General features: G+C 68.6%; 11 protein-coding genes. 2 read left to right on the forward strand and 9 right to left on the reverse strand.

The annotated features are described in order from the left end of the window. Window positions 1-4: 4 nt before the first annotated feature. The 9 genes from BLQ39_RS11015 to BLQ39_RS11055 form a co-directional block, all read right to left on the reverse strand. On the reverse strand, window positions 5-1,504 hold the full coding sequence (locus BLQ39_RS11015; RefSeq protein ID WP_422386381.1) for a CoA-acylating methylmalonate-semialdehyde dehydrogenase: 1,500 nt from the start codon (window positions 1,502-1,504) through the stop codon (window positions 5-7). Between the two features lie 92 nt (window positions 1,505-1,596). Continuing rightward, window positions 1,597-2,895, reverse strand: coding sequence for an aspartate aminotransferase family protein (locus tag BLQ39_RS11020; protein WP_092324103.1), 1,299 nt, complete (start codon window positions 2,893-2,895; stop codon window positions 1,597-1,599). A gap of 152 nt (window positions 2,896-3,047) precedes the next feature. Then, window positions 3,048-4,202, reverse strand: coding sequence for an ABC transporter substrate-binding protein (locus BLQ39_RS11025; RefSeq protein ID WP_092323983.1), 1,155 nt, complete (start codon window positions 4,200-4,202; stop codon window positions 3,048-3,050). 71 nt (window positions 4,203-4,273) lie between these two features. After that, on the reverse strand, window positions 4,274-5,053 hold the full coding sequence (locus BLQ39_RS11030) for an ABC transporter permease (protein WP_092323984.1): 780 nt from the start codon (window positions 5,051-5,053) through the stop codon (window positions 4,274-4,276). Beyond that, window positions 5,050-5,877, reverse strand: a complete 828-nt coding sequence (locus tag BLQ39_RS11035) for an ABC transporter ATP-binding protein (protein ID WP_370255413.1) — start codon at window positions 5,875-5,877, stop codon at window positions 5,050-5,052. The genes BLQ39_RS11030 and BLQ39_RS11035 overlap by 4 nt, the downstream gene beginning before the upstream one ends. Before the next feature lie 2 nt (window positions 5,878-5,879). Continuing rightward, the gene (locus BLQ39_RS11040) at window positions 5,880-6,827 is read right to left on the reverse strand and encodes an ABC transporter permease (RefSeq protein WP_092323987.1); all 948 of its coding nucleotides are present in this window, start codon (window positions 6,825-6,827) and stop codon (window positions 5,880-5,882) included. Next, entirely contained in the window at window positions 6,824-7,840 is a 1,017-nt protein-coding gene (locus BLQ39_RS11045) for a TIGR03842 family LLM class F420-dependent oxidoreductase (protein ID WP_092323989.1), read from the reverse strand. The genes BLQ39_RS11040 and BLQ39_RS11045 overlap by 4 nt, the downstream gene beginning before the upstream one ends. Window positions 7,841-7,851: 11 nt before the next feature. Further along, window positions 7,852-9,273, reverse strand: a complete 1,422-nt coding sequence (gene hydA / locus BLQ39_RS11050) for a dihydropyrimidinase (protein ID WP_092323990.1) — start codon at window positions 9,271-9,273, stop codon at window positions 7,852-7,854. Between the two features lie 28 nt (window positions 9,274-9,301). Further along, on the reverse strand, window positions 9,302-10,150 hold the full coding sequence (locus BLQ39_RS11055; protein WP_092323992.1) for a nitrilase-related carbon-nitrogen hydrolase: 849 nt from the start codon (window positions 10,148-10,150) through the stop codon (window positions 9,302-9,304). A gap of 162 nt (window positions 10,151-10,312) precedes the next feature. Between BLQ39_RS11055 and BLQ39_RS11060 the strand changes: the two genes are divergently transcribed. After that, a complete protein-coding gene (locus tag BLQ39_RS11060; RefSeq protein WP_092323993.1) occupies window positions 10,313-11,692 on the forward strand; it encodes an aminotransferase-like domain-containing protein in 1,380 nt (459 codons plus the stop codon). 251 nt (window positions 11,693-11,943) lie between these two features. Continuing rightward, window positions 11,944-12,933 (forward strand): putative F420-0 ABC transporter substrate-binding protein, encoded by a 990-nt coding sequence (locus BLQ39_RS11065; protein ID WP_092323995.1) that lies wholly within the window; start codon window positions 11,944-11,946, stop codon window positions 12,931-12,933. Window positions 12,934-12,935: the final 2 nt, after the last annotated feature.

Consider the following 12,935-nt stretch of genomic DNA (forward strand, 5'->3'; position numbering starts at 1 on the left):
TCCGCTAGTCGTTCTGGGGGAAGCCCAGGTTGATGCCGCCGTGGCTCGGGTCGAGCCAGCGGCTGGTCACGGCCTTCTCCCGGGTGTAAAAAGCGACCCCGGCAGGGCCATAGGCCTTCGCGTCACCGAAGAGCGAGTTCTTCCAGCCACCGAAGGAGTGGTACGCCACCGGCACCGGGATCGGCACGTTGATGCCCACCATCCCGGCCTGCACCTCGTTCTGGAAACGGCGGGCCGCCCCGCCGTCGTTGGTGAAGATCGCCGTGCCGTTGCCGTACTGGCTGCTGTTGATCAGGTCGAGGCCCTCGGTGTACGTGGCGACGCGGACCACCGAGAGCACCGGGCCGAAGATCTCATCCTGGTACACGGCCGAGTCGGTACCGACCTTGTCGAACAGGGTCGGGCCGAGCCAGAAACCGGATGCGTCCCCATCGACCTCGATGCCGCGACCGTCGACGACGACCTCGGCCCCGTCCGCGGCCGCAACGTCGATGTACGAGGCGACCTTGTCGCGGTGCACCTTCGTGATCAGCGGGCCCATGTCGCAGCCGCGCATGCCGTCGCCGACCTTGAGGCCCTTCATCCGCTCGGTGATCTTCGCGATCAGCTCGTCCGCGACGGGCTCGACGGCCACGATCACGCTGATCGCCATGCACCGCTCACCGGCCGAGCCGAACCCGGCGTTGACCGCCGCGTCCGCGGCGAGGTCCAGGTCCGCGTCCGGCAGCACCAGCATGTGGTTCTTCGCCCCGCCGAGGGCCTGCACCCGCTTGCCGTGGAGCGCCGCGGTCTCGTAGATGTACTTCGCGATCGGGGTCGACCCGACGAACGAAATCGCCTGCACGGCGGGGTTCACCAGCAGAGCGTCGACGGCCTCCTTGTCGCCGTGCACGACGTTCAAAACACCGTCGGGCAGGCCCGCCTCGGTGAACAGGGCGGCCATCCAGTTCGACGCCGACGGGTCCTTCTCGCTGGGCTTGAGCACGACCGTGTTCCCGGCCGCGATCGCGATCGGGAAGTACCACAGCGGCACCATCGCCGGGAAATTGAACGGGCTGATGATGCCCACCACACCGAGGGCCTGCTTGAGCGTGTACACGTCAACACCCGTCGACACGTTCTCCGAGTAGTCGCCCTTCATCAGGTGCGGCATCCCGAGCGCGAACTCGACAACCTCCAGGCCCCTCGTGATCTCGCCGAGCGCATCCGCGCTCACCTTGCCGTGCTCGGCGGTGAGGATGTCGGCCAGCTCGCCCTTCCGGGCGTTGAGCAGCTCACGGAAATTGAACATGATGCTCTGGCGCTTGGCCTGCGAGGTGTCACGCCAGGCCGGGAAAGCGGCCAGGGCCGACGCAATCGCGACGTCGACGTCGGCCGTGCTGGCCAGGCTCACGTTTTTGGCGACCTGGCCCGTGGCCGGGTTGAACACCGGCGCGGTGCGGGTCGAGGTGCCGGCGGCGGCGGCCCCGTCGATCCAGTGGCTGATTGTGGGAATAGCGTTCATTGTCATCTGTCGATTCTGTCGGTGTTGTGGTTTGCGGGTGTCGCGGTGATCGAGCTTGTCGAGATCAGGGTCTCGACAAGCTCGACCACCGATCAGTTGAGCAGGTCGAGGCCGAGCACCTCGTCGTAGACGGCCAGGGCCTCGGCGACCTCGTCATCGGTCACCACGCAAGGCGGCACGACGTGGATGCGGTTGTCCGCGAGGAACGGCAGCAGGCCCCGGCCGAGCAGCTCCGCCTTGATCCGCCCCATCACCGCGCCGTTGAGCGGCTCCCGGGTCTCCCGGTCGGCGACGAGTTCGAGCGCCCAGAACACACCCTCACCGCGCACCTCACCGATGACCGGGTGCTTCGCCTGCAACTCGGCAAGCCCCGGCGCCAGCACATCGCGGCCGATCCGGGCCGCGTTCTCCACGATGCCCTCGTCCTCCATCGCGTCGAGCGCGGCCACGATGGACGCCATCGCCAGCGGGTGACCGCTGTAGGTCAACCCGCCCGGGAAGACGTTGGTGTCCCAGTCACGGGCGATGGAATCAGGGATGATCACACCGCCGGTGGGCACGTAACCGGAGTTGACGCCCTTGGCGAAGGTGATCAGGTCGGGCACGACGTCGTAGCCGTCGAACGCGAACCAGCGCCCGGTGCGCCCGAAGCCGCACATGACCTCGTCCAGGATGAGCATGATGCCGTAGCGGTCGCAGAGTTCGCGCACCCCGGCGAGGTAGCCGGGCGGCGGCGGCATCACGCCGGCCGTGCCGGGGATCGTCTCCAGGAGCACGGCGGCGATCGAGCTGGGACCTTCGCTCTGGATGACCCGCTCGAGGTGGCGCAGCGCCCGCTCCGACTCCTGCTCGGGTGTGGCAGCCCAGAACTCGCTGCGGTAGAGATACGGGCCGAAAAAGTGCACGTGGCTCCGCGCGAATTCGTTCGGGATGCGGCGCCAGTCTCCGGTGGCCACGATCGCCGCGCCGGTGTTGCCGTGGTACGAGCGGTAGGTCGAGAGCACCTTGTCGCGACCGGTGTGCAGCCGGGCCATCCGCATGGCGTTCTCGTTGGCATCCGCGCCGCCGTTGGTGAAGAAGACCTTGCTGAAGCCCTCGGGGGCGCGGTCGACGATGCGCCGGGCAGCCTCGCCACGGGCGAGGTTCGCGGTCGACGGGGCGATCGTCGTGAGGGTGCTCGCCTGTTCGATGATTGCCCTGACGACGGCCGGATGCTGGTGGCCGATGTTGACGTTGACCAGCTGGCTCGAGAAATCCAGGTAGCTGCGCCCGTCGTGGTCCCAGACGCGGCTGCCGAGCCCCCCGGCGATGACGAGCGGCTTGAGTGCGGCCTGCGCCGACCAGGAGTGGAAGACGAAAGCGCGGTCGAGTTCGCTCGTGCGCTCATTCATTCCGGGTCCGGTGGCGCCGGGTCCGGTGGTGCGGTCAACGGTGTCAGTCACGGGTATCGCTTTCCTTCTGTGAATCCTGGTCGGGGGTGCGGGGGTTGGCGGTGCGGGGGTGGCCGGGTGGCCCGAAGTGGGCCACCCGGCGGGGGACGGTGTTAGGCGCCGCCCTCCTTCAGGGTGACGGTGAGGGGCTTGAAGCCCTCGCCCTTGACGTCGACTCCATCTTTCTCCAGTTCGTCGAGCGCCTGCTGAACGTACGTGTTCGACCAGGCGGTCTTGGGCGGGTCGGAGGTGATGATGGTCGCGCCGGTCTCATTCTTGGTGTTCATCGCGATGTCGACGGTGTTCTGCCAGGCGCCTTCATCGATGATGCCGATGCCGTTGGTGGACGGCCAGATCAGCTTGTTGACCTCGTTGGTCATCCAGAGCTGGTGGCTCTGGCCGAGCTGGGATCCCGCGGCCGTCACGATTCCCGCGGCGTCCTCGGCGTTCTCAGCGGCGAAGATCCAGCCCCGGATCGAGGCCTTGATGAACTTCACCGTGGTCTCGGCGTAGTCCTTGTCGGACTCGAGCAGGTCGGCGTTGGCCCAGATGGCATCCTGCAGCATGGCGGTGCCTTCCTCGTTCCAGTCGATGACGTTGAGGTCTTCGGGCTGGTAGAGCTCGCCGGTCTTCGGGTTCTTCGTCTCGAGCACCTGCGCGTACTCGTTGTAGGTCATCGCCTGCGCGGCGTCGATGTCGCCGGAGAGGAAGCCGTTCATGTCGAACGCCTGCTGGATGAGCTTGATGTCGCCCACCTCGACGCCGGCCTTCTGCATGCCGGCGAAGAGCTCCCACTCGTTGCCGTAGCCCCAGCTGCCCACGTTCTTGCCCTTGAGGTCGGCGGCCGACTCGATGCCGGCGTCCTTGAAGGAGATCTGGGTGGTGGCGGAGCGCTCGAAGATCTGCGCGACGTTGGTGATGTTGGCACCCTGCTCGATCGAGCCGAGCACCTTGGGCACCCAGGAGATGGCGAAGTCGGCGTCGCCGGAGGCGAGCACGTCCTGCGGAACGATGTCCGCCGCGCCCTCGGTGATGGTGACGTCGAGGCCCTCGTCCTCGTAGAAGCCCTGGTCGACCGCGGCGTAGTAGCCGGCGAACTGGGCCTGGGCGACCCACTGGAGCTGGAGGGTGACCGGCGTGAGCTCGCCTGCGCCATCCGTCGCCCCATCGGTGCCGCCGTCGCCACCGGTGGTGCATCCGGTGAGGACAAGGGCGCTGGCTGCGGCCATGGCGCCGAACGTGCCGAGCCATCGTGTGCTGTGTTTCATGATTTCCTCCGGTTTCGCTGTGACTACTCAGGGTGGGGATGGGAACGACCGGCCGCCTGGCGGCCGGACACCTAGCCGGTGCTGCGGCGGCTGACCAGCTTCTCGAGGGCGAGCGCGGCGGAATAGAACAGGAGACCGAGCAGGATCGACCCGAGCACGTAGGCCCAGGCCAGCCCGTAATTGCTGCTCGAGGCCGAGGAGGTGATCGACTTGCCGAGGCCGCCGACCGGGCCGCCGAAGTACTCGGCGATCAGGGCGGAGATCACCGCGAGCGAGGACGCGATCCGCAGGCCCGTGAAGACGTAGGGCGTGGCCGTCGGCAGGGTGACGGTCTTCGTCGCCTGCCAACTGGATGCCGCGTACGAGCGCATCAGGTCGCGGTGCACCGGTCGCACCTGGCGGAGCCCCTTGAGGGTGTTGAAGTACACCGGCACGAACACCGCGAGCCCGGCGACGATCTGGCGGGCCGTTTCGGCGCCGGCGCCGAACATCGTGTACAGCACGGGGGCGAGCGCCACGATCGGCACCACGGAGATCGATGCCACGATCGGGGCGCCCATCTCGTCGGACACGGGAACGAGCGCCGCGATGATCGCGGCCAGGATGCCGAGCACCGCGCCGACCAGCAGGCCGATCAGGGCGTTGCGGCCGGTGACGACCATGCCGTTGATGACGTTCTGCAGGTTGGCGGCGAACTCCTCGCCGATCAGGAAGGGCCCGGGCAGGATGAACGCCTTGATCTCGAACGCCACGACCGCCCACTGCCAAAGCAGGAGGGCGGCGACGCCGAACACGACCGGCGGCAGCGCCGTGCGCACGAATCCGGCCCCGCCCGGCTGCCCCTGGTTCATCGTGTCTCGACCCCGCGCGCGCCGGTGGGCGCCTCGCCGTGCAGCAGCTCGCGCACCTGGCTCACGGCGTGGAAGAACGCCTCGTCCTCGCGCAGGTTCTCGCCGCGCTCGGCCGTGTCGCCGAGGCCGACGCCGAGCACGTCGCGGATGCGTCCGGGCCGCGGCGACATGACCACGACCCGGTCGGAGAGGAACACGGCCTCCGGGATGGAGTGCGTGACGAAGACGACGGCTGCACTGGTTTCGCCGCAGATCCGCACGAGCTCGTTCTGCATCCGCTCGCGGGTCATCTCGTCGAGCGCGCCGAAGGGTTCATCCATCAGCAGCAGGCTGGGGCTTTCGGCCAGCGCGCGGGCGATCGCCACTCGCTGCTGCATGCCGCCGGAGAGCTGGTCCGGGTAGTTGTCGGCGAAGTCGGACAGCCCGACGAGTTCGATCAGTTCGGCCGCCCGCGCCCGCCGGGCCGCCTTGCCGGCCCCGTGCAGTTCGAGCGGGAGCTCGATGTTGCCGGCCACCGTGCGCCAGGGCAGCAGGCCGGCCTGCTGGAAGGCGATGCCGTAGTCCTGGTCGATCCGCGCCTGCCTGGCCGGCTTGCCGAAGACCCGGATGCTGCCGGCCGTCGGGGTGTCGAGGTCGGCGATCAGCCGCAGGAGCGTGCTCTTGCCGCAGCCGCTCGGGCCGATCAGCGAGACGAATTCGCCGGGCGCGACGGTGAGGCTCACGTCGTCGAGGGCGGTGACGGATGCGCCCTTCCGGCCGGTGAAGACACGGCTGACGCCGCCCACGTCGACGGCGGGGGCGCGGCCGCCCGGGGAGGACTCCATGATCATGCTGCGACCTCTCCCCTGCGGAAACGACGAAGGAACAGGCCGATGAGGCCCACGAAACCGGCGGCCAGGAGGCCGACGGCGATGGATCCGAAGATGGGCGCCCACGGTTTGCCCGGGTCGCCGCCGGCCGCACCGGCGTACTCGACGATCAGGCGCCCGATTCCGCCGCGCAGCCCGATCGACACCTCGGCGACCACGGTGCCGATGACGGCACTGGCCGCGGCCAGCCGCAGGGCGGGCAGCAGGTAGCCGACGCTCGCCGGCAGCCGGAGCCGCCAGAGCGTCTTCCACCAGCCCGCGGCGTAGCAGTGCATGAGGTCGACGTGGTTGGCGTCCGGGGAGGCGAGGCCGCGGAGCGCGCCGACCGACACCGGGAAGAACGCGAGGTAGGACGCGATCAGGGCGACCGACATCCAGCTTTCCCAGCTGAAGTCGCCGATCTCGATCTGCGACCCCCAGCGCCGGACCAGCGGGGCGAGGGCGATCAGCGGCACGGTCTGGCTGAGCACGATCCAGGGCAGGACCGCCGATTCGGCGAGCCGGAAGCGTTGCATGAGCAGCGCGAGCAGCAGGCCGACGGTGACCCCGACGAGCCAGCCGACCGCCGCGATCCCGAGCGTGAACATCGATCCCTGCAGCACGACGAGCCAGAGCGGCAGGGCTGCGGCCGCGCCGGTGACCGGTTCGAGAACCCGCTCGGCCATCACCCAGAGGTGCGGCATGGCGAGGTCGCTGGTGCGCGGCAGCAGGGTCGTGCCGCCCACGACGACCCCGTCCGCCGGGCCGAGCAGTTTGTAGAGCTCCCACAGGGCGGCGAGCACGACGAGGCCGAGCGCCCCGGTGACGATGCGCCGCAGCTGCACCTGCCCGCGGCGCGCCTGGCCGCGCGGGGCCCGGGTCTTCCCCGCTGCGGCAGGCTGGGCCGGCGGTGCCGTTCGGGTCATGCCTTGGCCACGATGTGGTCGGCCATGGCCGTGATCACGGTCTCCCCGTAGACGCGCATCGTTTCTTCTTTGTTGTCGTGCTGGAGGTAGCCGGCGAACTGGTCAACGCCGATCTCCCGGAGCGCCTGGAGCTTCTCGATGTGGTCCCTGGCCGTGCCGAGCAGGCAGAACCGGTCCACGATCTCGTCCGGCACGAAGTCGGCGTGCACGTTGCCGGGGCGTCCGTGCAGGTTGTAGTCGTAGTCCTGGCGGCCGGCGATGTAGTCCGTCAGTGCCTTCGGGACGTGCGAGTCGGTGCCGTACTTCGCGACGATGTCGGCGACGTGATTGCCGACCATCCCGCCGAACCAGCGGCACTGGTTGCGCATGTGGTCCCAGTCCTCGCCGATGTACATCGGCGCCGCGACGCAGAATTTGATCGACAGCGGGTCCCGGCCGACGTTCGCCGCGGCATCCCGGACGGTCTTGATCATCCAGGCGGCCACGTCGAGGTCGGCCATCTGCAGGATGAAGCCGTCGCCCACCTCGCCGGCGAGCTTGAGGGCCAGCGGGCCGTAGGCCGCCACCCACACGTCGAGGCTCGAGCCGCGGCTCCACGGGAACTGCAGGGTGGCGCCGTTGTATTCGACCGAGCGCGAGTTCGCCAGCTCGCGGATGACGTGGATCGACTCGCGGAGCGTCTTCAGCGTGGTGGGTTCGCCGTTGATCACCCGCACGGCCGAGTCGCCGCGGCCGATGCCGCAGATGGTGCGGTTGCCGTACATCTCGTTGAGCGTCGCGTAGGTCGACGCGGTCACCGTCCAGTCCCGCGTGCCTGGATTGGTGACCATGGGCCCGACGATGATCTTGTCGGTCTCGGCGAGGATCCGGCTGTAGATCACGTAGGGCTCCTGCCAGAGCAGGTGCGAGTCGAACGTCCAGACGTGGCTGAAGCCATGCGCCTCGGCGAGCTTGGCCAGCTGCACCGTCCGGGCGGACGGCGGGTTGGTCTGCAGAACTGCTCCGAAATCCATCTGTTTCCCGCCTAGATCAGGTACTGGCTCAGGCCGCGCTTGACGAACTGGCCGTCACCCTTGGCGCCGAGGTATTCGTTGTGGTCGATGACGACCTTGCCGCGGGAGAGCACGGTGTCGACGTGGCCGTCGATTTCGTAGCCCTCCCAGGCGGAGTGGTCCATGTTCATGTGGTGGGTCTTTTCGTAGCCGATCGACGTGTGGCCGTTGGGGTCGTAGATGACGATGTCGCCGTCGGCGCCGGGCTGGATGACGCCCTTCTTGCCGTAGAGGCCGAACATCCGCGCCGGGGTCGTCGAGGTGATCTCCACCCAGCGCTCCAGGGTGATGCGCCCGTTGACGACCCCCTGGTAGAGCAGGTCCATCCGGTGCTCGACCGAGCCGATGCCGTTGGGGATCTTGGAGAAGTTGCCGAGGCCGAGGTCCTTCTGGCCCTTCATGCAGAACGGGCAGTGGTCGGTGGAGACCATCTGGATGTCGTTGGTGCGCAGGCTCTGCCACATGTGGTCCTGGTGCCCCTCGGCCCGGGACCGCAGCGGCGTGGAACACACCCACTTCGCCCCCTCGAAGCCCGGCGCCCCGAGGTTCTCTTCGAGCGAGAGGTAGAGGTACTGCGGGCAGGTCTCCCCGAACACGTTCTGGCCGTTGTCGCGGGCCGCGGCGAGCTGCTCGACGGCCTGCCTGGCGCTCACGTGCACGACGTAAAGGGGAGCGCCGGTGAGGTTCGCGATCATGATCGCGCGGTGCGTGGCCTCCTCCTCCATCTGCCAGGCCCGGGCTACGCCGTGGTAGTACGGGTCGGTCTTGCCCTGGGCGAGCAGCTGCTCCACGAGCACGTCGATCGCCGGCCCGTTCTCGGCGTGCATCATGGTGATCAGGCCGGTGTCGGCGGACTTCTGCATGGCGCGCAGGATCTGCGCGTCATCGGAGTAGAAGACGCCGGGGTAGGCCATGAAGAGCTTGAAGCTCGACACGCCCTCGGCGAGCAGGCCGTCCATGGCCTGCAGGGAGTCGGCGTTGACGTCGCCGATGATCTGGTGGAACGCATAGTCGATCGCGCAGTTCCCGGCCGCCTTCTGGTGCCAGGTGGCCAGGCCGTCGAAGACCCGCTGGCCGTAGGTCTGCACCGCGAAGTCGATGATCGTGGTCGTCCCGCCCCACGCCGCCGCCCGGGTGCCGGTTTCGAACGTGTCGGACGCCGCCGTGCCGCCGAAGGGCAGTTCCATGTGCGTGTGCGCGTCGATGCCGCCGGGGATGACATACTTCCCGGTCGCGTCGATCACCCGGTCGACGCTCGCGGGAAGGTCGGTCCCGAGCAGGCGGGATCCGGGCTCCAGCACGGCGACGATGGTCTCGCCGTCGATCAGCACATCTGCCTTCGACCGGCCGGTCGCCGTCACGACGGTGCCGCCGGTGATGAGGGTTGTCGTCATCTCTTGCTCCTCTTGGTGGAACCCGCGGTCAGGGTGCGGTGATCGGTCCGTAGGAGTCCGGGCGGCGGTCGCGGTAGAACTGCCACGAGTTGCGCACCTCGCGGATCAGCCCGAGGTCGAGGTCGCGGATGACGATCTCCTCCGTGTCGGTGGAGGCCACCTCGCCGACGTAGTTTCCGCGCGGGTCGACGAAGTAGGAGCTGCCGTAGAAGGTCACGGCGTCGTCGCCGAACTCCTTCGTTTCGGTGCCGATGCGGTTGTTCGCGCCGACGTAGTACTGGTTCGCGGCGGCCGCTGCCGGCTGCTCGAGCTCCCAGAGCCGGTTGGACAGGCCCGGCTTGGTGGCGGAGGGGTTGAAGACGATTTCGGCGCCGTTCAGGCCCAGCGCGCGCCAGCCCTCGGGGAAGTGGCGGTCGTAACAGATGTACACGCCGATCCTGCCGACCATCGTGTCGAAGACGGGGTAGTCGCCGTTGCCGGGGCGGAAGTAGAACTTCTCCCAGAACTGCGGGAGGTTCGGGATGTGGTGCTTGCGGTACTTGCCGAGGTACGTGCCGTCGGCGTCGATCACGGCGGCCGTGTTGTAGAGCACGCCGGGCTGCTCCTCCTCGTAGACCGGGAGGACGATGACCATCTTGTGCTCGGCAGCGAGCTTCTGGAACCGTTCGACCAGCGGGCCGGGCACCGGGTGCGCGTAGCCGTAGTACTTCGAGTCCTGCACGATGCCGAAGTACGGACCGTGGAACAGCTCCTGGAAACAGATCACCTGCACGCCCTGTTTGGCCGCGGTTCGCACGAATTCCTCGTGCCTGACGATCATCGATTCCTCGTCACCCGTCCAGGTGGTCTGGGTGATTGCTGCCCGAACAACGGTCATGGTGCCTCCAGAATTTCGCGGTGAGCCTGTCCAGATCGAAACTTTTTCGGACTGCGTTGTCCGTATTTGTTATTATTCGATGTAAACATTTCAGTTGTGTTTCCGAGTGTGTCGCACGCGTTAATCATCCTGTCGTCGAAACCAGGCAGGGGCAAGAGAAGAATGCAAATCTTTATCGACGAGATCGAGCGGCGCACGCCGGCCGGGATCGCGGCGGCGATCGGCCGGATGATCCGCACCGGGCAGCTCGCGCCGGGCGACCGCCTGCCCACGGTGCGCCAGTTCGCCAGCGAACTCGGGGTGAGCCCGGCCACGATCAGCCACGCCTGGCAGGCGCTGTCCGGGATCGGCCTGATCGCCTCGCGGGGACGGAGCGGCACCTTCGTGCTCGAGCAGGCGCCGCAGTGGCTGCCGGCCCGGAGCCAGTCGATGGCCGGCCACCAGCAGGCCACCCGGGTCGACCTGTCCCGCGGCACCCCCGACCCGCTCCTGCTGCCGGCCCTGGGCCCGGCGCTCTCGCGGGTCTCCCAGCGCGCCGTGACGCCGAGTTACCAGGACTTCCCGGTCATCCCGGAGCTGCTCGCCGTTCTGATCGAGTCCTGGCCGTTCCCGGCCGAGTCGATCACCGTCGTCGACGGCGCCCTCGACGCGATCTCGCGCAGCCTCGACCAGGTCACCCGGTTCGGCGACCGCGTGATCGTGGAGGATCCCGGTTTCCCGCCGTTCTTCGACCTGCTCGACCAGCTCGGCGTCGAACGGATCCCGGTCCCCGTCGACGAGCACGGGATCGAACCCGCCGCCTTCGCGGCCGCGCTCGAGCTTTCCCCGGCCGCCGTCATCCTGCAGCCCCGCGCGCAGAACCCCACCGGAGCGTCGATGACGGCCGAGCGCGCGGAGGAACTGGCGGGCCTGCTCGCGGGAAGCGAGGCCGCCGCCCACACGATCGTGATCGAGGACGACCACTCGGGCGAGATCAGCATCGCACCGGATGTCAGCCTCGGCCGGTGGCTGCCCGGGCGCGTGCTGCACGTGCGCAGCTACTCGAAGTCCCACGGCCCCGACCTGCGCATCGCCGCGCTCGGCGGGCCGGCCCGACTCGTCGACCGGATCGTCGCCCGCCGCATGCTGGGGCCGGGCTGGACCAGCCGGATGCTGCAAACGATCCTGTTCGAACTCCTCACCAACGGGGAGAGCATCGCCCAGGTCAGCGAGGCCAGACGCATCTACTTCGCCCGGCAGAAGGCACTCGCCGACGCCCTGAACGAGTTCGGCCTCGGCGTGCACCAGGCCGACGGGATCAACACCTGGCTGGCGGTGCCGGACGAACGGGACGCGATCGTGCAGCTCGCGGCCGCGGGCATCCGGGTCGCCGGCGGCTCGTCGTTCCTCGCCTCGGACTCCGCCTCGGACCGCCCGGGGTCGTTCATCCGGGTGACGGCGGCGGCCATCGAGGGCGACGTCGCCCCCATCGCCAGGGCGATCGCGATCGCGGCCCGGCCGCCGGGACCGGGTGCCCACTCCCTCGAAACGAGATGGACCTAGCACCCAACGCGGGGCCAACTTGTGCCCATTCGGACAATTGTCGCCGGCGCATCGGCGACAGTCGTCCGATGCGGCAGCACGTGTTCGGTGCGCGCGTTAAGCTCGAAGCAGACCGCCGGTTGGCTCTGACCGGTCGAGCTGCCTTGGATTTGGGCCGCAGGTCGCCGAGCACCCTCGGATTCCCCTGCCATTCCTGTCCCATCCCGCGCTCGCGCAAGCGCCGGGCCGGACCCCCTCCCGTGAGGCTCCCCATGAACCGCAAAACCCTGCACCTCGGCGCGCTGGCCATCGCCGCCTCGACCCTGCTGCTGGCCGGCTGCGCCGGGCAACCGGCCGGCACCGCCCCGAGCGCGAGCGCGACGGCCGACTTCCCGGTCAGCATCGACAATTGCGGCACCACGGTGACCGTGCAGAAGGCGCCGGAGCGCATCGTCACGATCAAGTCGTCGACCACCGAGCTCCTGCTCGCCCTCGGCCTCGGCGACAACATCGTCGGCTCGGCCTTCCTCGACGGCCCGCTGCCGCCCGCCCTGGCGCCCGCCGGCAAGGCGCTCAACGTCATCAGCGACTTCCTGCCCGGCCAGGAGGCCGTTCTGGGACTCACCCCCGACTTCATCTACGGCGGCTGGGAGTCGAACTTCTCGGCCGACGGCGTCGGCGAGCGCGACCGACTGGCCGACCTCGGCATCGGCAGCTACGTCTCCCCGGCCGCGTGCAAGGCCGCTGAGCACATGCCCGACCCGCTCACCTTCGAGAGCGTCTTCGACGAGATCACCGAGGCCGGCGCCCTGTTCGGCGCCGCGGATGCCGCCGCCGCGCTGGTCTCCGATCAGAAGGCCGAGCTGGCCGCGCTCGAGCCCGCTTCCGGCACCACGACGGCGCTCTGGTACTCGAGCGGAACGGACACCCCGTACGTCGGCGCCGGAATCGGCTCTCCCGCCATGATCATGGACGCGGCCGGGCTGGCGAACATCTTCGGCGACGTGCACGACACCTGGACCTCGGTCGGCTGGGAATCCGTCGTCGAGGCCAACCCGGACGTGATCGTGCTCGTGGACGCCACCTGGAACACGGCGGCGTCCAAGATCGCCACCCTCGAGTCGAGCCCGGCCACCCAGGGCCTCGACGCGGTGAAGAACAAGCGCTACGTCATCCTTCCGTTCGCGGCCACGGAGGCCGGCATCCGCAATGTGGAGGCCGCCGCGTCGGCGATCGACCAGCTCGCCGCCTTCGACAAGTAGGC

This window comes from Cryobacterium psychrotolerans (assembly GCF_900101115.1).
GTDB classification, from domain to species: Bacteria; Actinomycetota; Actinomycetes; order Actinomycetales; family Microbacteriaceae; genus Cryobacterium; species Cryobacterium psychrotolerans.